Genomic DNA, 15,841 nt, shown 5'->3' on the forward strand with positions numbered 1-15,841 from the left:
TCATTATACCACCAAAAATAAAGGTGCTAATCAAAAATATATGATTCTATCACTTATATGTTTCAGCATTGGCAGGTCATGGGCAATTATCATCAGTGTAATCCCTCTTTCACTGTTCAATTTTTTAAAGAGATGAATTATCTGTGCTTGAATAGAAACATCCAGAGACGATATAGGCTCATCAGCAATAATAAAATCCGGATTGGTCGATATGGCCCTGGCTATTGCCGCTCTTTGTCTTTGTCCTCCAGAGATTTCATAAGGATAACGATCTATCAAATTTCTTTCAAGCTCAACTTCATCCATAAGTTTTAACACAGTTTCTCTTTTTGGAAATTTACCATCTTTAATCCTTATGGGTTCTCCAATTATTTTTTCAAGTGTCATCCCCGGATTAAGAGATGAAAAAGAGTCCTGGAATATCATCTGTTTCCAGTTTGTGTTATCCTTGTTTTTTGTTGTATTAAAAGTTATATTACCCTGGTCCGGGTTATAAATCCCCATAATACACCTTGCAAGAGTCGATTTGCCACATCCAGAGGGACCGACAACCCCAAGTATCTCTCCCTTGTAGATATGCATATCTAAGTCTTTTAACACTGCATTGACTTTTTTCTGGCTCAGATTAAAAGACTTGCTCAGTTTTTTGACTTCTACAAGTTTCTCACTGTATTTCCTTAATTCTTGATTTAGTAGTCCATGGCTATGCCCACTTCGCTTTCCGTAATTTGCATATTTTATGAGCTCTTTAGTGTAATCATGTTCGGGATTAGCAAATACCTTTTCTGTTTTTCCAGACTCTAAAATATTTCCGTCTTTCATTATAATAACTCTGTCGGCTATATCTTCTACAATACTCAAATCATGTGTTATAAAAATTACGGCAATTCCATGTTTTTGTGAATAAGTTTTTATTAACTCCAGAATCTGTTCTTGAACCTCAATATCTAAAAAAGTGGTGGGTTCATCAGCTAACAATAATTTTGGATTTGCAGCCAAAGCAATCGCTATTGCTATTCTTTGCCTCATTCCTCCAGAGAATTGGTGCGGCATCTGTTTGTATCTTAGCTCTACATCACTCAGCCCCACTTCTTCCATCAATCTGTAAGTCTTCTCTATAGCTTGGCTCTTTGTCATTTTAAAATGAATTCTCATGACTTCAGATATTTGTTTTCCAACTGAAATTGAAGGATTTAAAGAAGTAAGAGGATTTTGAAATACCATCGATATGTCTCTTCCTCTAACGCTGCGCATTTCTTTTTCACCAAGCCCCAGCAGATTTACTCCATCCAAAATAATTTCACCACTTTTAACAATACCTTTTTTACATAAAATCTGAAGTATAGTCTTACAAAGCACAGTTTTTCCACATCCCGATTCTCCGACAAGTGCTAATATTTGACCTTTTTGCAGCTCTAGATTTACTTTATTAAGTGCTCTGACTTCTCCTTCCTCATTATTGAAAGAAACCGTAATATCTTTTATAGACAATATGTTTTTCATAACTTCCACCTCAGATTAAATATTAAATCTATACTTCCCATTCATAGACATTCCAAAAAATTCCTACTCCATGGTGTCCAAGAGTCGTATTTTCTGTTATTCCTTTAATATTATCTTTTGCTGCGTAAATTGCGTCTATATATGCAATGAATGTGTAGGCAGGATTGTCAGATAGTTCTTTCTGAAATTCCTTATACAATTTAATTCTTTCTTCATTAACATCTGTTTCTCTGGCTGATTGAAGAATTTCATCGATTTTTTTATTCGAATAGCTTCCATAATTTGCGCCTTTTGATGTAGCAAACACCTTGTAAGTATGGTCATCTGGATCAAAAGGGCTTCCCCATCCTATCAGGTATGTATCCTGATTTTCCCAGTCAGTTTCTGCAAGAACTTTAACGGTCGCATTTACTCCTATATTTTGAAGATACTGGGCGCAAATATTTGACATATCTATTCTCACCTGGTCCGCTTGTCCATTGTTTATCTCAAATTCCAGCTGCTCATCGTCTTTGTAAAAAAAACCATCTTCTTCCCTTATCCAGCCCTCATCTTCAAGCAACTTTACAGCCATTTCAGGATTGTAATCATATTTTTCCATTTCTGTATTATTAAATTCTGTCTTTTGAAGAGGTGAATACGCAACTTCTCCATTGCCTAAAAGCACACTTTCTACTATAGCTTGCCTGTCAATCGCATAACTAAGTATTGAAGGAAGTTCTTTGTGTTTTGAAAAAAACTCGCTGTTGAAATTGTACATTATACCCCTATAGTCAGACGTCTCCATTTTATAAATCTGGTATCCGTCTTTTCCCTCAAACTCACTCATTGATTTTGGAGTAATCTGTGCAAAATCCAGCTCACCACTTTTTAGCTGCAGTGCTCTTGAGTCAGAATCTTCAACTATTTTGAATATTATTTTCTCAATCTTAGGAGCGCCTAAATAAAAATCGTCAAACTTTTCAAGCGTAATGCTTTGTCCAAAATCCCAGTTTGTGAGCTTGTAAGGCCCTGCCCCAACGGGGTTTTGATTGAACTCATGTGTTACAATCTGTTCTCCTGCAAGTATATGTTCAGGCAAAATACCTATAGTAAGATAATCCAGCATAGCCACATTTGCAGCTTTGAGTTTTATAACAAAATTAAAATCATCAATTATATCTATGCTTTCTACGTCTTCAAAATTTGATGCATTTTCTGAATTATTGTCTGGGTTCATTATAGATTCAATTGTAAATTTAACATCTTTTGAAGTAAGTGGTTCTCCATCATGAAACAAGAGTCCTTCTCTTAATTTAAAGTGATATTCATGTTTATCTTTATCATAACTCCAGTTTTGTGCGGCTGATGGAATCACTTTATTGTCTGCATCATGAGCTGTAAGTCCAATAAATATAAGTGAATTTATCTCACCGTGTTCATAAAGTGCAGGGTTTATTGACGTATAATCTGTACTCCCATAAACAAGAGTATTTTGTTGCGATGACTCCTGTGCCCCACATGATGCCATTGTAAGAGACAGCACCGACAAAATAATTATAGCACTTATTCTTCTTGTATATTTTTTCAATTCCTCTTTTATTGATTTAAACATATTTTTATCCCTTCCTATTATAATAAAATCTCATTTTTCTTTCTTCCTTTTATAAATTCTCCTAATTCAGTTATGCATATAATTGTTACTATAAGAAAGAAACCTGGTATAAACAAAATCCACCAATTTCCTGAAAGCATGGCTTTTTGGGAGAGAGAAATAAGAGTCCCCCATGAAACCACATCTACACTAAGTCCTATACCTAGAAAACTCAAAGTAGCTTCCATAGCAATAGCCCCTGCTATTTTACTTATTACTATAAACATAATTGCTGAAATAAAATTTGGTCCCAAATGGTTCCAGAGAATATAAAAAAAACCGCCTCCCATTGTTTTTGCAGCAAGTACATAATCAGAGTTTTTTATCTGCCTAACCTCACTTCTTACTATCTTTGCCACTTCCATCCAACCCGTTAATGCGATTACTATCGAGATTGAAATAATATTGGCCTCTCCAAAAATCGCCTGTATAAAAACAACCATTAAAACCTGAGGTATACTCATAAATATGTCGGATAACCTCATTAGCATATCATCTGCTTTTTCATCTGCAAGCCCCGCTATGCACCCATATGTAACGGCTATAAGGGTTGAAATGAGGGTCGAAAAAATTCCAATAAAAAGTGATATTCTTCCACCATACCAAATCATAGAAAATATATCTCTTCCAAGTGTATCCGTTCCAAAAAGGTGTTTTAATCCCGGGGGTGTGCTGATTTGCGAAAGATCCATAAAATGAGGATCGAGGGGAATAAAAACATCAGCAAAAATGCACCCCAAAACTATAACAAAAAGCACTACAATCGGAATAACTTGCACCTTCTTATTCAAAGTGTTTACCTCCATCAATTTTATCGTGTTTCATTCTTGGATCCATCTTCTCATTTATTACCTGAGCAATCATGCTTGCGGATACAACTGTAAAACCCGTTATAAGGCAAATTACCATTAGCATATTATAATCTTGATACAGCGCACTTTCAAAGCCCAACATTCCTAATCCCGGGTAAGAGAATACCATCTCTACAACGTATGATCCCCCTATCAAATGGGGAAGAAAAACAGCCATAACACTGACAACTGCAGGCATTATATTCTTCATGCAGTGAAAAAATATTATCCGAATTTGAGATAATCCCTTAACCTTACATAAAAGTACGTATTCCTTGCGAATCTCATCAGATAATTTGCTTTTTATAAGATGTGTGCAGTACCAAAGATGGGTAATAACAACCGATGACACCGGCAATATCAGGTGCCTTAATCTATCTGAAAAACCTTCGCTTCCCATGTAAGAATATGCACCACTTGAAGGTAAAATCCCCGTGTTAACAGAAAAAAACATTATTAACATAAGAGCAACAAAAAACACAGGAATACTGCTGCTTGCAATGCCCATCTTATTTATAAATCGATCTAAAATCGTACCTTCATTAATCACGCAAATTATAGCAAGCAAAAAAGCCAACGTAAATATAACTATAAAACTAGAAACAGTCAGATAGAGCGTGTTTAGATAAACTTTAGCAATTACCGCTACAACATCTTGTTTGTACTTGTAAGATATACCAAAATTACCTTTTAATGCGTTTTTTAGCCATCTAAAATACTGGACTATGATATTATCATTGAGCCCCAAATTTATTCTTGCTGTGTTAAGCTGTTTTGGCGTCATTCTTTCCATAGAGTCTCCAAAATAAGATCTGAGCGGATCACCTGGAGACAATCGTGAAATCACAAAAATTACAGCCGATAGTATAAGCAGAGTTATTACTAATTGAAATGTTTTTTTGAAAACATATTTTAAATTGAGCATTTATTACCCCATCCGTTTGATTAGATTTTTATCAAAAAAAAACGAACACAAAAGATTTCTCTATAATCTTTTTATTCGCTCATGCCTTCTAACACAAATTATGATTATTCATTTTTTTATAAAAAATTATTTCTTGATCACAGCAATAAACAAATCCATGGTTTTTCTTCTGAAAACAAACAACTCTTCTGAGTTGAACCTTGTTAATTTTATCATATTTTTATTCATCTAGCAATGAATTTTTAAATAATATGATATCTCATTTGTTGACACATGCCATTTATTTGTGTAGTATATTTTTATGATTATTTTTTAAATTAAAGAACTTTTATATTACTGGAGGAATAGATTATGAAAATAGCTCTGCCATCACGTCAAAACAAAATAGATGACCACTTTGGTCATTGTGAATACTTTACTGTTTTTAAAATAAATGATAAAAAGGAAATTATTGGACAAGAAACTGTTGAATCTCCTGCAGGTTGTGGATGCAAGTCAAATATAGCTACTACACTTGCTGATAGAGGAGTAACAGTAATGTTAGCCGGAAACATGGGACAAGGGGCCGTAAACGTCCTAAAGAACGCTGGAATAGAAGTTGTAAGAGGATGCTCAGGTGTTGTCGAAGAAGTTGCTTTAAATTGGCTAAGTGGGACCTTGTCAGACTCGGGCGATCCATGCAATTCACATGATCATGGTCATGAATGTAACCACTAAAAATTTATTGTCTAAAATCACCCCGTATTTTTTTAAAAATATATATGAGGTGATTTTTGACCATCATTTATTGTGATATTTCATATCCCCCTTTATTATTGTTCTTTGCTCTGTAAAGTGCACTGTCTGCCATGTGAATCATTTCATCGTAATCCATCCCTTTACTTTCTAACCAGACTATTCCTCCTGATATCCCAATCTCACGTATATCTCCTCCTGGAAATTCAAGAGGACTTCTTTTTAAATATTCATAAAATCTGTCAATTTCTTTAATAATCTCATTCCTTGAGCTATATCCAAAAACTAAAACTGCAAACTCGTCTCCAGACCTCCTTCCCAAAACCAAATTTTCTGAATTCCCAAGACTTCTTAATCTGTTAACCGACTCTACAATGTAAATATCTCCCCATTTATGACCATATGTGTCATTTATAAATTTCAGATTATCCAAATCAAACATCATAAGTGCCGCAACCTCTAAATTTGCTTCTTGATATTTATGTTCAAAAATCTGCTGAAAAGCCCTCCTGTTATAAAGTTTAGTTAATGGATCCAAATCTCTTTCGTTTTGAATTTGAATTTTTTCAAGCATTTCCTTTGTAACATCTCTTATAACTCCAGTGGTAGTATTATCATTTTTTGAAATATCAATTTTTATCCACTTTAATGGCCAGTCCTCTATTTTATAAATGCCCTTTTCATTTGGATCTTCAAAGCTGTATATTACATCAAGTATTTTTTGGAAATCTCCCTTATTTATGTACTTGTAAGCATCTTCTTCTGCAATCCCCATTATAGAAAATAAATTATCAGTGACAAAAACTTCTTTACTGGTACTGCTAATTTCAAATGCTCCTATTGGAACATCTAACATCTGGATTATTCCACTCAGTCTGGATGCTGATTTTAACATGTCATCTTTAGCCAATTCCATAGCTTTTGCCAGCTCATCAACTTCTCTAAGACCTGTAGAATCCAAACTTATTTTTTTGTTTTTACCACTTATCCTTACCTTATCAGCCAACTTTATTATGGGTTTTGAAAACTTAAAACTAAAATATATGCTGCCCAGTATTCCTGCAATAAGGGAAATCCCAAACGATAAGAGTATTATACTTTGTATTTTTTTTGCATGCTTGAAAATATAATCTTCTCTCATAAGCCCTATCAGATACCAGGATTCAGATTCAAATGGTGTATTGTTTCGATAAAGTCCAATTTTTTTAACACTTGCATATATTTCTTTTTTCATATTGTGATCTTTTAGAATGTATATGCCCCTGTCATTATCTATGTTGTCAAGTTTCAGAGGAGATTCTAGATTCATTATACGCTTTTGAAATGCACCAACTGAAATTACAGGCATAAGGTCATCTTTTTCGGATTTTTTGTATGCCAGCATATAACCAAGAGAGTCCTGGGGCTGTAAATCAGTTGCGGGTAAAAGCTGAACAAAATAATTTAATGTAATTTCAATACCTATCACTCCTCTTAGATTTTTATCTTTATCAAATATCGGCATGGAGTATGTTATTATATCTAAATCATTTGGTGACAGCCTGAAAGGTTTGCTCCAGTAACCCAATAAATTCGAATCCTTTGTCAAATGATTCTTTGAATATGGTCTTATAAAGAAATCCCGGTTTGCTTCTGTAATTTCATAATTATATTTCCATGTCTGGTCAAGTGGAATCTTGAGATTTTCAGAAATATCAGATGGACCTATAATTGTGTATATGTCATCGTTACTGTAATTGTTACTCAGCGGGTCATAATCTCTGAAATATAGTGCCTGATATTTTTCCTGACTCAAATCATTTCCTAAAATCAAATATACTCCTGTGGCTCGAGTGCTCCTAAGCATATCTATCAGGGTATCAGACACATCAAAAAGTAATGATTCGTCAGACCCAAATTCATTTGAGAGCTTTTCAGAAATTTGCTCTGTAAATGGCTGAAGATTTGTCCAACTATTCTTCATTTCCCTCTCCAGGTAACTTTTTCGACTTATCACAGTTTCATCAAAACTCTTAAGTGCATTGTTTCTTGACTCTTTCAGCACTCCTCCAAGTACAAGGCTTGCACTGAAAAAAAATGTCTGCAATATAATTATCACTATAGCAAAAGTTGTCAGTTTGAAAACTATGGATTTGGTTTTATTAGTAACTATATCATTTTTAGTATACATATATAAGCCTCTCGTTATTTATATCTGATCAGTATCGCCTCTGCTTCACTCACTATATCTTTATACCATTTTTCAAACTCAACTTCACTAATATGGTCATTAATTAAATCTTTGTAAATTTTCCCCGCTGATACTTGTTTACTTATAATCTCTACATCTCTTGTGATTTTTTCGTTAAGCTCTGATTCAAGAAAATTTCTAATTTCAAAACTTCCATCAAAAGGTTTTGTGCTATAAATGCTATACTCATTAAACATTTTATTAGTAGTTAATATTGAAGCCTTTATGGCCGGGTTTGTTATTTTTGCTTCTTGCATTGCACCTATCATTTTAGATTCATTTAAAATTTCGTTTTTTACTGGAAAATACCCAGTTGAGACTGCAAATTTAAGATTATTTTCAGCTGTTGTGAACCATTTCAAAAATTCTGCAGACGCATATTCATGTTGAAAATCACTTTTTGAAATACACATACCCGCACCTTGCTGCATTGCAAAAGGTTTACCATCTCTAAAATAAGGATAGGGAAGTACAAGCGCTTCTATCTCAACAATGTCATCTTGACTAAATGTTACTTCAGTAGGAAAATATCCTGCTCCTGCAGTAGAACCTGTATATGCAATAGTCTTACCCGTTTTCGCATCGTCCGAGCTAAACCTGCCAGTTTTTAAAAAATAGCCATTTAAGTATGGTGTATAGTAGTTATCCCAAATTTTTCTGGCAATATCTTTATCAAAATTAAAGCTTGCAGTGCCGTCTTCATTGTAAGAAAAAATCTCTGTTCCAAGCTGCATAGAAGACATAAGAATATAATTTGTTACTGCATCAATGCCCAAAAAACTATTTCCTGTCTCTTCGTAATATTTCTCCGCAACCCTTAAAATACTCTCCCATGTACTTAAATCAGCTTCAGTATATCCATGTTTTTTTGAAAAAGTTTCCCAATACTTTTTATTAACAAATAGATTTTCGCTGGACTTGGCAACAGGTATTATATAATGCTTTTCTTCATTTAAAAAAACTCCCTCTTTCAGAAATTCTTTTCTATATTCTTGAATCTCTTCGTCCGTAAAATATGATTCCATATCTACAAGACCAATTATTTTATGTACACGTATTGCATTGTCCGGATAAGCAGCAAAAATATTGGGCATATTTTCAGAGCCAATATCATTACTCGCAGCATCAAACACAGCATTGGCAAGCTGACCTACATCCCCATGACTTTTTGTTTCAACTACAATACCCATTTCCATACCAGTAGTTTCATTAAACTCTGATACCATCGCATCAAAATTGTCTTTTATATGACCATTATAATAATGCCATATCGTAACTGTAATTGGGTTGTCTTGATTCAGAGGGTTTATATTCCCGCTTATACTCTGGCACCCATTTAAAGCTATTATAACAACTAACATAAGAACCATTATACTTTTTTTAAAACAATTTTCCATACTCTTCCCCTTGAATTTTTAATTAAACTTTATAGTAAATATCTTCATTATATTATACTACAATACTATAATGTATCGTTAGTAATTTTTCAAAATAATTAAAATCTACCAGATGGCTTGAATTTTAGCTCATTTGTTATTTCTTCCTGACGTTTTTTTCTATATGAATACTTTAATTCTGAAAGTTTTTCATCTATATTTTTTTTAGCAGCACTCATGGAAGCTATCCTGCTGTTATTTTCCGATATCAGAGAAAAACAGATACTTCTGTACAGTGTCAGAAAATAATACTGACGTACTATATCCGAAACAAGAGTCCCCTTGTCCATTAAATATATAGGGACACTGTTAGAGTCCCATTTAAATGATATTTTTGAAAAATCCTGAGGGTTTATTGGAAAGAGAGTTTCTATTACTTCAGTCATATTTGAAGAATCTGTTGTCTTGCAATAGTAGAGTAAAATTTTATTTATGACACTGGTGTCCTTCAAATGATCTATTTTCGTAAGTAATCTTTGCACCACTTCTGAGATGGAATCTTCAGATTGAGGAACTGAAAAATATTCAATAATATTAAATTTCGCCTCAAGCCTGGATATAAGTTGCTTGCCGATTATCATGACATAGTCTTCATTGTCTATATCAATATTATTAATAGCAAACTCAGCAATCCTTTCATTAAACCGCCCCGCAAGTCCAAAATCAGAACCAAATACAATGTGTATTGTTCTTCCCTCAGAAATTTCTTGTATGCTTATGTTTTCATCATCCTTGAGAAGTGCAATATAAAGGGCCATATCAATTACTTCACGGTAAATATCTGATGCATCTGATGCATGCTCAAACTCGAAAATATTCGCAGAAGCATGTGCCTTCATTGTTGTAACAACAGATTTCAAATTTTCTGTCAATCGTATTTTATCATCTATGTTTTTTAGACTTTGCATCCTTGTTAACCAACTCCTTTGTAATTTCTAAAGCTGTTTCTTTAAGAAAGTCATCCCTTATTCTATCATCAATTTTATTCAGCTCGCTTATACTTAGTTGAAACTCCAAGTTTTTTGATGCTGTTTTTATCGCAATTTTCTCAGCCTGACCAATCATTTCAATATCAACATCATCAAAAAGTCCACTGAGCACCGCTATCAAGACTGCAATTTGGTCTGTTACGTCTATAGGCTTATATTGGGCTTGATTTAAAACCTTTCTAATCCTTTTTCCCCTTTCTAGAATTATTTTGGTTTTTTCATCGAGTCTGGCACTAAATGTTGAAAATACTTCTAGCTCACTAAACTGTGAATAGGTTAATTTTAATGAAGTAGTAATCTGGCGGTAGGCAGGTATCTGAGTCTTCCCCCCAACTCTTGATACTGATGTCCCAATATCAACAGCTGGAATATTCCCTTTTTGAAAAATCTTTGGAGATAAGTAAATCTGTCCATCAGTTATAGAAATAAGATTCGTAGGAATATAAGAAGACAGGTTTTCCGCCTGTGTTTCAATTATAGGGAGTGCAGTAATGCTTCCACCACCATATTCTGGTTTTAGATGGGTGGATCTTTCAAGAAGCCTGGAATGTATATAAAATATATCTCCCGGATAGGATTCTCTTCCAGATGGTCTCTCAAGTAATAATGATAGTTCTCTGTATGCCCTTGCGTGTTTTGTCAGATCATCATAGATTATGAGTACATCGTGCCCGTTTTCCATAAAAAATTCTGCAATTGTTGTTGCGGCATATGGTGCAATATATGCAAGCCCTGGTGGATCTTCAGCTCCGGCCATAACAACAATAGTGTAGGATAAAGCATCGTATGTTTTCAACACATCTATAATCTTGCTGACTGAAGAAATTTGCTGGGCAATTGAACAGTATATGCAGATTACATTCTTATCTTTTTGATTAATTATAGTATCAATGGCAATGGCTGTTTTCCCGGTTTGACGATCGCCAAGTATGAGTTCTCGCTGCCCTTTTCCTACTGGAACTATTGAATCAATAACTTTTATACCCGTTTGGAGAGGTTTATTAATGGGAGCTCTGTGCATAATAGGTGGAGCCTCTCTTTCTACCGGCATAATTATTCCGGTATCGATTGGACCTTTTTCATCAAGTACCTTTCCTAATGGATTAATAACTCTTCCCAGGTAATCTTCCGAAACAGGTATACTGGCCACCTTATATGTTCTTTTTACTCTATCTCCTGCTCTTATATTTTCATAATTACCCAGGAGAATTATTCCGGTACGATCTGAATTAAGATTATAAACCATTCCAAGTATGCCATTTGAAAACTCCACCAATTCCTGATATTTAACTTTATATAAACCTTTCACTATTACAATACCCCTGTCAAGTGACAAAACTATCCCATATTCTTCCAGATCAAGGTCCCCCAGAGGCTTTAAAAGTGCATCTTTGACTGATTCTTCTAATATAGATAGTTGTTTTTTAATCATTATCAAGCAGCTCCTTTATTTTTTAGATTCAATGATTCTCATAAGATTGTCTTGAGCTTCCTCAAGATATCTATCAATGTTTGTGTGTAAACTAAACGATGAAAATCTGAGTTCATATCCAAGTATCATTCTTTTATCGGTGATATAAGAAATTTTGTAATCAGCATTAAACTGTCTTTTTAGCTCTGCTTCAATCATTGTTTTGTTTTCATCCGAAATCTCATAAGCGCTCCTTATGACAACATTTTCATCAAAGCCCGGGCTTTTTTCCTGCTGATATTTTTCATTCAAATCATTTTTAAGTGAAGCTAATTTCCCCATAAATACATTAAACATGTTATCGTGTACGCTGTCATAATTAAATATTTTCAAAATATTTTCCGCAATCTTAACTGAATTTTCACCTAGTGATTTTCTGATTTCAAATTCAAATTCACTTTTTTCATCTTCGATTCGGTCATAATAGATTTCCCTCAATTCTTCAGCTTGAGCCTTAAATCCTTCCATCAACTTTTCTTTTTCCTCGACTGCATTTTTCTTAGCTATATCCATGAGCTCATTTTCAGTTTCCCCGATTTCTCTAAGCTTGTTTTCATACAAACTTATTATACTGCTCGCCTCTTCCATCTTCTTATCAGCTTTGCTAAGTTCCTCATTTATCTTTTCTTGTCTCTCTTTCATTGTCTTTAAAACAGGTTTATATAAAAGTTTTGAAAGAATAAATAAAAGTACAAGAAAATTGATAATCTGAGCAATTATCTCAAATATATTTATCTGCATACGTTATTTCACCAACGCATTCCAAAATGGATTTGCAAACAAAAGAATCATAGAGAGGACAAAGCAGTATATTGCAGTTGACTCTATCATCGCGAGGCCGACAAAAAGAGTTCTCGATATTGTATTTGATTCATCAGGTTGTTGAGCAATGGATTTTAATGCCTGAGTCACCGCATTTGATTCTCCTATAGCCGGTGCTATAGAGCCTATGCACAGAGTAACTCCTGCCATAATAATTGAAGTCATACCTATCATTGTTGCTGATTCCATATTGTTCCTCCTTCATTGTTTAATTGCTGAAGCAATGTACACTGCAGCAAGTATGGCAAATATATAGGCCTGAATTGCGCCTGTAAGTAAACCTAACACCTGAATTATAATAGGGAAAAATAAGGGAATAACCCCTAGCAGTATAGCGATTATTATACTCGAACTCATTACATTACCATAAAGCCTTACTGCCAATGATATGGTTCTTGATATTTCACCTATTATGTTAAATGGCAGCATCAATATTGAAGGTTTTGTATACTGCCTTAGATAGTTTAAAAATCCTCTGCTTGAAATCCCATATAAAGGCACTGCCAAAAATACGCACAATGCCAAAGCTATCGTTGTGTTCATAGAACCTGCAGGCGATATATATCCAGGAATTACAGATAAAATATTCGAAATCAGTATAAAAATAAAAAGAGTTCCTATAAATGGGATATATTTCTCTGAATCTTTTCTGATGATATCCTTGATCTGGCTTGATATGGCTACCACTATCAGCTCTGCTAAATTCTGATTCATCATAATCTTGTTTTCTGTTTTTAATTTTCTTGTTATAAAAAATGCAAAAACAGCAATTATTATCATTGTAATCCAGGAAAAAACCAGCGTAGCCGTTATCCTTACAAATCCGTTTTCAAAATAGATAATGCTGCTGGGATCAATACTCATGACTTTTCCTCCTCAACTAATTTTTCATCATCAGACATAAGGCTGTTTCTAACAAAGTACGTTATTGCAATTCTGGCTGTAATCACTCCAATAAGCGCTATTACCATACTCATATAACCACTGTTTCTCAACTGATAAAAACCCGCCAAAAGAACCGCCATTCTTAAAACAAAGCTCATCGTCACAAATAGTACCGGATTTTTTACTTTTGTAATATATTTTATAGTATAATTTAACCCCCCAAAGAAGATTATTCCTAAAACCATACCTGTTAAAAAAGATGTAAGCATGCTATGCCCCCCTTTTACCTACTGCGGTCCGTTTTTCTTAATCCAGTACCACGCATTTAGACAACCAATAATTAAGCCCGTAAATAACAAAACCAGGGTCCACGAAAAACTCTGTGTATATTTTTCATCTAGATATCTGCCTGATAATATTCCTGCGACCACCGGCACAGTTATAGACCATCCTACAATTCCAAAAGCTCCAAGTCCAAACATTACTTCGCTTCCACTTTTCTGCATCTTTATTTTCGTTTTTACTTCTTGGTCAACTTTATCAATTAATTCATTTTCATGATCTGACTTCTTATCTTTCATGGCTTTCCTTCCTGTCAATCAAGCTCAATAAATCTTCGCAAGGTTTCAGCTTCCATTTTTGAAAGAATTTCTCTTATTTTATTATCGTATTCTTTTCGATTATTAATATCTTCAACAAGCTCTCTACTCAAGCTTTCAAGAGACTCTCCTCTTACGGCATACAAGGTGCTCAGATATATAACATCTCCTTTTTTTACCATTATTCCATGACTTAATGCAAAGTATTCAATATATTCACCAGAAAAAACAGTCAGTATTCCAGGCTTTATACTGGATGTGAAATCTATGTGTCTTGGCAGTATCTGGAAACTTCCTTCTCTTCCAGGGAGTGTGACTTTATCTATATCTTTTTCCATAAGGGTTTTATTTGGAAGAATCAGTTTGATTTTCACCTTTCATCCTTTCCTCTCTTTTCATCATCGCATCACTTATATTACCAATCATATAGAAATCACTTTCCTCATATTCCGTAAATTCATCATTTAATATACGATTGCAGCCTTCAAGTGCATCTTCGAGTGATACAAATTTCCCCACCATTCCAGTAAAATGTTCTGTCGTAAAAAAAGGCTGTGTAAGGAATCTCTCTAGTTTTCTGGCCCTATACACGACTTTTCTATCATCAGGAGATAGTTCTTCTATTCCAAGCATAGCAAGAATATCTTTGAGTTCCTCATAAAGTGCCAGTGTCATCCTTATTTTATTTGCAATTTTATAGTGTCTTTCTCCTGCTACATTTAGGCTTAACATCTTTGATGATGAGTCCAGAATATTAACCGCTGGATAAAAACCTTCACTTGCACGCTTTCTTGATAAAACTACCGATGCAGACAGATGTGAAAAGGTATGCGTGGCTGAGGGATCAGTAAAATCATCAGCTGGCACATATACAGCCTGGATAGAAGTAATAGACCCTGTTTCAGTATTTGAAATTCGTTCTTCAAGTTCTGACAATTCACTTGCCAGCGTTGACTGATATCCCACACGCGATGGCATTTTACCTGTTATTCCAGATACCTCAGAGCCTGCTTGAATAAATCGGAATATGTTGTCTATAAGCAACATCACATCTTTCCTTTCAACATCTCTGAAATATTCAGCCATAGTAAGTGCGGCGTGCCCTACGCGAAACCTGGCTCCTGGCGGTTCATTCATTTGTGCAAATATAAGCGCTGTATTTTCAAGAACCCCAGCCTCTTTAATTTCTCTATATAGTTCTTCTGCTTCTCTGGACCTCTCACCTATTCCGCAAAATATGCTGTATCCATTCATTTTTGCAGCAACATTATTTATGAGTTCTGTAATAAGAACTGATTTCCCCACCCCAGCTCCTCCAAACAATCCTGCCTTTTCTCCCTTAGCCAGAGGAGTCATGACATCAATTACTTTTATTCCTGTAAGGAATATTTCATCTTTTGTGCTTCTTTTTGAAAAAGGAACAGGCTTTTGATGAATAGATTTTAAAATTGGATTTTTAATCTCAGGTCCTCCATCTAGCTGCCTTCCAAATACATCAAACATCTTTCCCAAAATTTCTTTTCCTACAGGCACCATAAGAGTATGACCTGTGTCAATTATCTTGTCCCCTCTTGATATACCTATTGTAAATGTTAATGCTATTGCCTGAACAGTATTTTCATCTACATATGCAATAACCTCAAATATAATATCATTTTGTTTTTCCATGATTAACTTATTATTTATTGAAGGAAGGTTCTCCTCAAAAACTGCTTCAATTACACTTCCATGAACAGATTTTATATATCCTAAATTATTCACC

At 34.3% G+C, this 15,841-nt stretch carries 16 protein-coding genes; 1 reads left to right on the plus strand and 15 read right to left on the minus strand.

All coding sequences use genetic code 11. The features are described from left to right. Positions 1-30 precede the first annotated feature (30 nt). The 4 genes from G558_RS12680 to G558_RS0107295 are packed head-to-tail and all read right to left on the minus strand — an operon-like array spanning position 31 to position 4,912. The gene (locus G558_RS12680) at positions 31-1,503 is read right to left on the minus strand and encodes an ATP-binding cassette domain-containing protein (protein WP_051188571.1); all 1,473 of its coding nucleotides are present in this window, start codon (positions 1,501-1,503) and stop codon (positions 31-33) included. Positions 1,504-1,531: 28 nt separating this feature from the next. Then, the gene (locus tag G558_RS0107285) at positions 1,532-3,097 is read right to left on the minus strand and encodes an ABC transporter substrate-binding protein (protein ID WP_156888530.1); all 1,566 of its coding nucleotides are present in this window, start codon (positions 3,095-3,097) and stop codon (positions 1,532-1,534) included. A gap of 17 nt (positions 3,098-3,114) precedes the next feature. Further along, entirely contained in the window at positions 3,115-3,927 is an 813-nt protein-coding gene (locus tag G558_RS12685) for an ABC transporter permease (protein WP_242825216.1), read from the minus strand. Further along, positions 3,920-4,912: an ABC transporter permease gene (locus G558_RS0107295; RefSeq protein ID WP_028829592.1), complete on the minus strand. Its 993-nt coding sequence runs from the start codon at positions 4,910-4,912 to the stop codon at positions 3,920-3,922. The genes G558_RS12685 and G558_RS0107295 overlap by 8 nt, the downstream gene beginning before the upstream one ends. A 351-nt stretch (positions 4,913-5,263) precedes the next feature. Here G558_RS0107295 and G558_RS0107300 point away from each other — a divergent pair, with 351 nt between their 5' ends. Beyond that, entirely contained in the window at positions 5,264-5,629 is a 366-nt protein-coding gene (locus G558_RS0107300) for a NifB/NifX family molybdenum-iron cluster-binding protein (RefSeq protein WP_028829593.1), read from the plus strand. A gap of 67 nt (positions 5,630-5,696) precedes the next feature. On the opposite strand, the gene G558_RS0107305 is transcribed toward G558_RS0107300, so the two are convergent. From G558_RS0107305 to atpD, 11 genes are all read right to left on the minus strand, one after another. Then, entirely contained in the window at positions 5,697-7,817 is a 2,121-nt protein-coding gene (locus G558_RS0107305) for a diguanylate cyclase domain-containing protein (RefSeq protein WP_028829594.1), read from the minus strand. 14 nt (positions 7,818-7,831) lie between these two features. Continuing rightward, positions 7,832-9,274: an ABC transporter substrate-binding protein gene (locus tag G558_RS0107310; RefSeq protein ID WP_028829595.1), complete on the minus strand. Its 1,443-nt coding sequence runs from the start codon at positions 9,272-9,274 to the stop codon at positions 7,832-7,834. 98 nt (positions 9,275-9,372) lie between these two features. Next, positions 9,373-10,221, minus strand: coding sequence for a F0F1 ATP synthase subunit gamma (locus G558_RS0107315; protein ID WP_028829596.1), 849 nt, complete (start codon positions 10,219-10,221; stop codon positions 9,373-9,375). Next, a complete protein-coding gene (locus tag G558_RS0107320) occupies positions 10,196-11,734 on the minus strand; it encodes a F0F1 ATP synthase subunit alpha (RefSeq protein WP_028829597.1) in 1,539 nt (512 codons plus the stop codon). Before G558_RS0107320 ends, G558_RS0107315 begins: the two co-directional genes overlap by 26 nt. 15 nt (positions 11,735-11,749) lie before the next feature. Next, on the minus strand, positions 11,750-12,514 hold the full coding sequence (locus tag G558_RS0107325; RefSeq protein ID WP_028829598.1) for a F0F1 ATP synthase subunit B family protein: 765 nt from the start codon (positions 12,512-12,514) through the stop codon (positions 11,750-11,752). A gap of 3 nt (positions 12,515-12,517) precedes the next feature. Beyond that, a complete protein-coding gene (locus tag G558_RS0107330; RefSeq protein WP_028829599.1) occupies positions 12,518-12,784 on the minus strand; it encodes a F0F1 ATP synthase subunit C in 267 nt (88 codons plus the stop codon). Positions 12,785-12,796: 12 nt separating this feature from the next. Continuing rightward, the gene (locus tag G558_RS0107335; RefSeq protein ID WP_028829600.1) at positions 12,797-13,459 is read right to left on the minus strand and encodes a F0F1 ATP synthase subunit A; all 663 of its coding nucleotides are present in this window, start codon (positions 13,457-13,459) and stop codon (positions 12,797-12,799) included. Further along, complete coding sequence (locus G558_RS0107340) at positions 13,456-13,749, minus strand: ATP synthase subunit I (RefSeq protein WP_028829601.1); 294 nt, start codon at positions 13,747-13,749, stop codon at positions 13,456-13,458. Before G558_RS0107340 ends, G558_RS0107335 begins: the two co-directional genes overlap by 4 nt. Positions 13,750-13,767: 18 nt before the next feature. Further along, positions 13,768-14,061, minus strand: a complete 294-nt coding sequence (locus G558_RS0107345) for an AtpZ/AtpI family protein (RefSeq protein ID WP_028829602.1) — start codon at positions 14,059-14,061, stop codon at positions 13,768-13,770. A 14-nt stretch (positions 14,062-14,075) separates the two neighbouring features. Then, positions 14,076-14,453, minus strand: coding sequence for a hypothetical protein (locus tag G558_RS0107350; protein ID WP_028829603.1), 378 nt, complete (start codon positions 14,451-14,453; stop codon positions 14,076-14,078). Further along, positions 14,425-15,840 (minus strand): F0F1 ATP synthase subunit beta, encoded by a 1,416-nt coding sequence (gene atpD / locus G558_RS0107355; protein WP_207636205.1) that lies wholly within the window; start codon positions 15,838-15,840, stop codon positions 14,425-14,427. Before atpD ends, G558_RS0107350 begins: the two co-directional genes overlap by 29 nt. Position 15,841: the final 1 nt, after the last annotated feature.

Origin of the sequence: Proteocatella sphenisci DSM 23131 (assembly GCF_000423525.1) — a bacterium.
GTDB classification, from domain to species: domain Bacteria; phylum Bacillota; class Clostridia; order Peptostreptococcales; family Filifactoraceae; genus Proteocatella; species Proteocatella sphenisci.

Coding starts and splice junctions, on each gene's coding strand:
- G558_RS0107330 (WP_028829599.1), bottom strand. CDS start 12,784: ATGGAATCAGCAACAATGATAGGTATGACTTCAATTATTATGGCAGGA.
- G558_RS0107335 (WP_028829600.1), bottom strand. CDS start 13,459: ATGAGTATTGATCCCAGCAGCATTATCTATTTTGAAAACGGATTTGTA.
- G558_RS12680 (WP_051188571.1), bottom strand. CDS start 1,503: ATGAAAAACATATTGTCTATAAAAGATATTACGGTTTCTTTCAATAAT.
- G558_RS0107295 (WP_028829592.1), bottom strand. CDS start 4,912: ATGCTCAATTTAAAATATGTTTTCAAAAAAACATTTCAATTAGTAATA.
- G558_RS0107340 (WP_028829601.1), bottom strand. CDS start 13,749: ATGCTTACATCTTTTTTAACAGGTATGGTTTTAGGAATAATCTTCTTT.
- G558_RS0107285 (WP_156888530.1), bottom strand. CDS start 3,097: ATGTTTAAATCAATAAAAGAGGAATTGAAAAAATATACAAGAAGAATA.
- G558_RS0107320 (WP_028829597.1), bottom strand. CDS start 11,734: ATGATTAAAAAACAACTATCTATATTAGAAGAATCAGTCAAAGATGCA.
- G558_RS0107310 (WP_028829595.1), bottom strand. CDS start 9,274: ATGGAAAATTGTTTTAAAAAAAGTATAATGGTTCTTATGTTAGTTGTT.
- G558_RS0107345 (WP_028829602.1), bottom strand. CDS start 14,061: ATGAAAGATAAGAAGTCAGATCATGAAAATGAATTAATTGATAAAGTT.
- G558_RS0107305 (WP_028829594.1), bottom strand. CDS start 7,817: ATGTATACTAAAAATGATATAGTTACTAATAAAACCAAATCCATAGTT.
- G558_RS0107315 (WP_028829596.1), bottom strand. CDS start 10,221: ATGCAAAGTCTAAAAAACATAGATGATAAAATACGATTGACAGAAAAT.
- G558_RS0107300 (WP_028829593.1), top strand. CDS start 5,264: ATGAAAATAGCTCTGCCATCACGTCAAAACAAAATAGATGACCACTTT.
- G558_RS0107325 (WP_028829598.1), bottom strand. CDS start 12,514: ATGCAGATAAATATATTTGAGATAATTGCTCAGATTATCAATTTTCTT.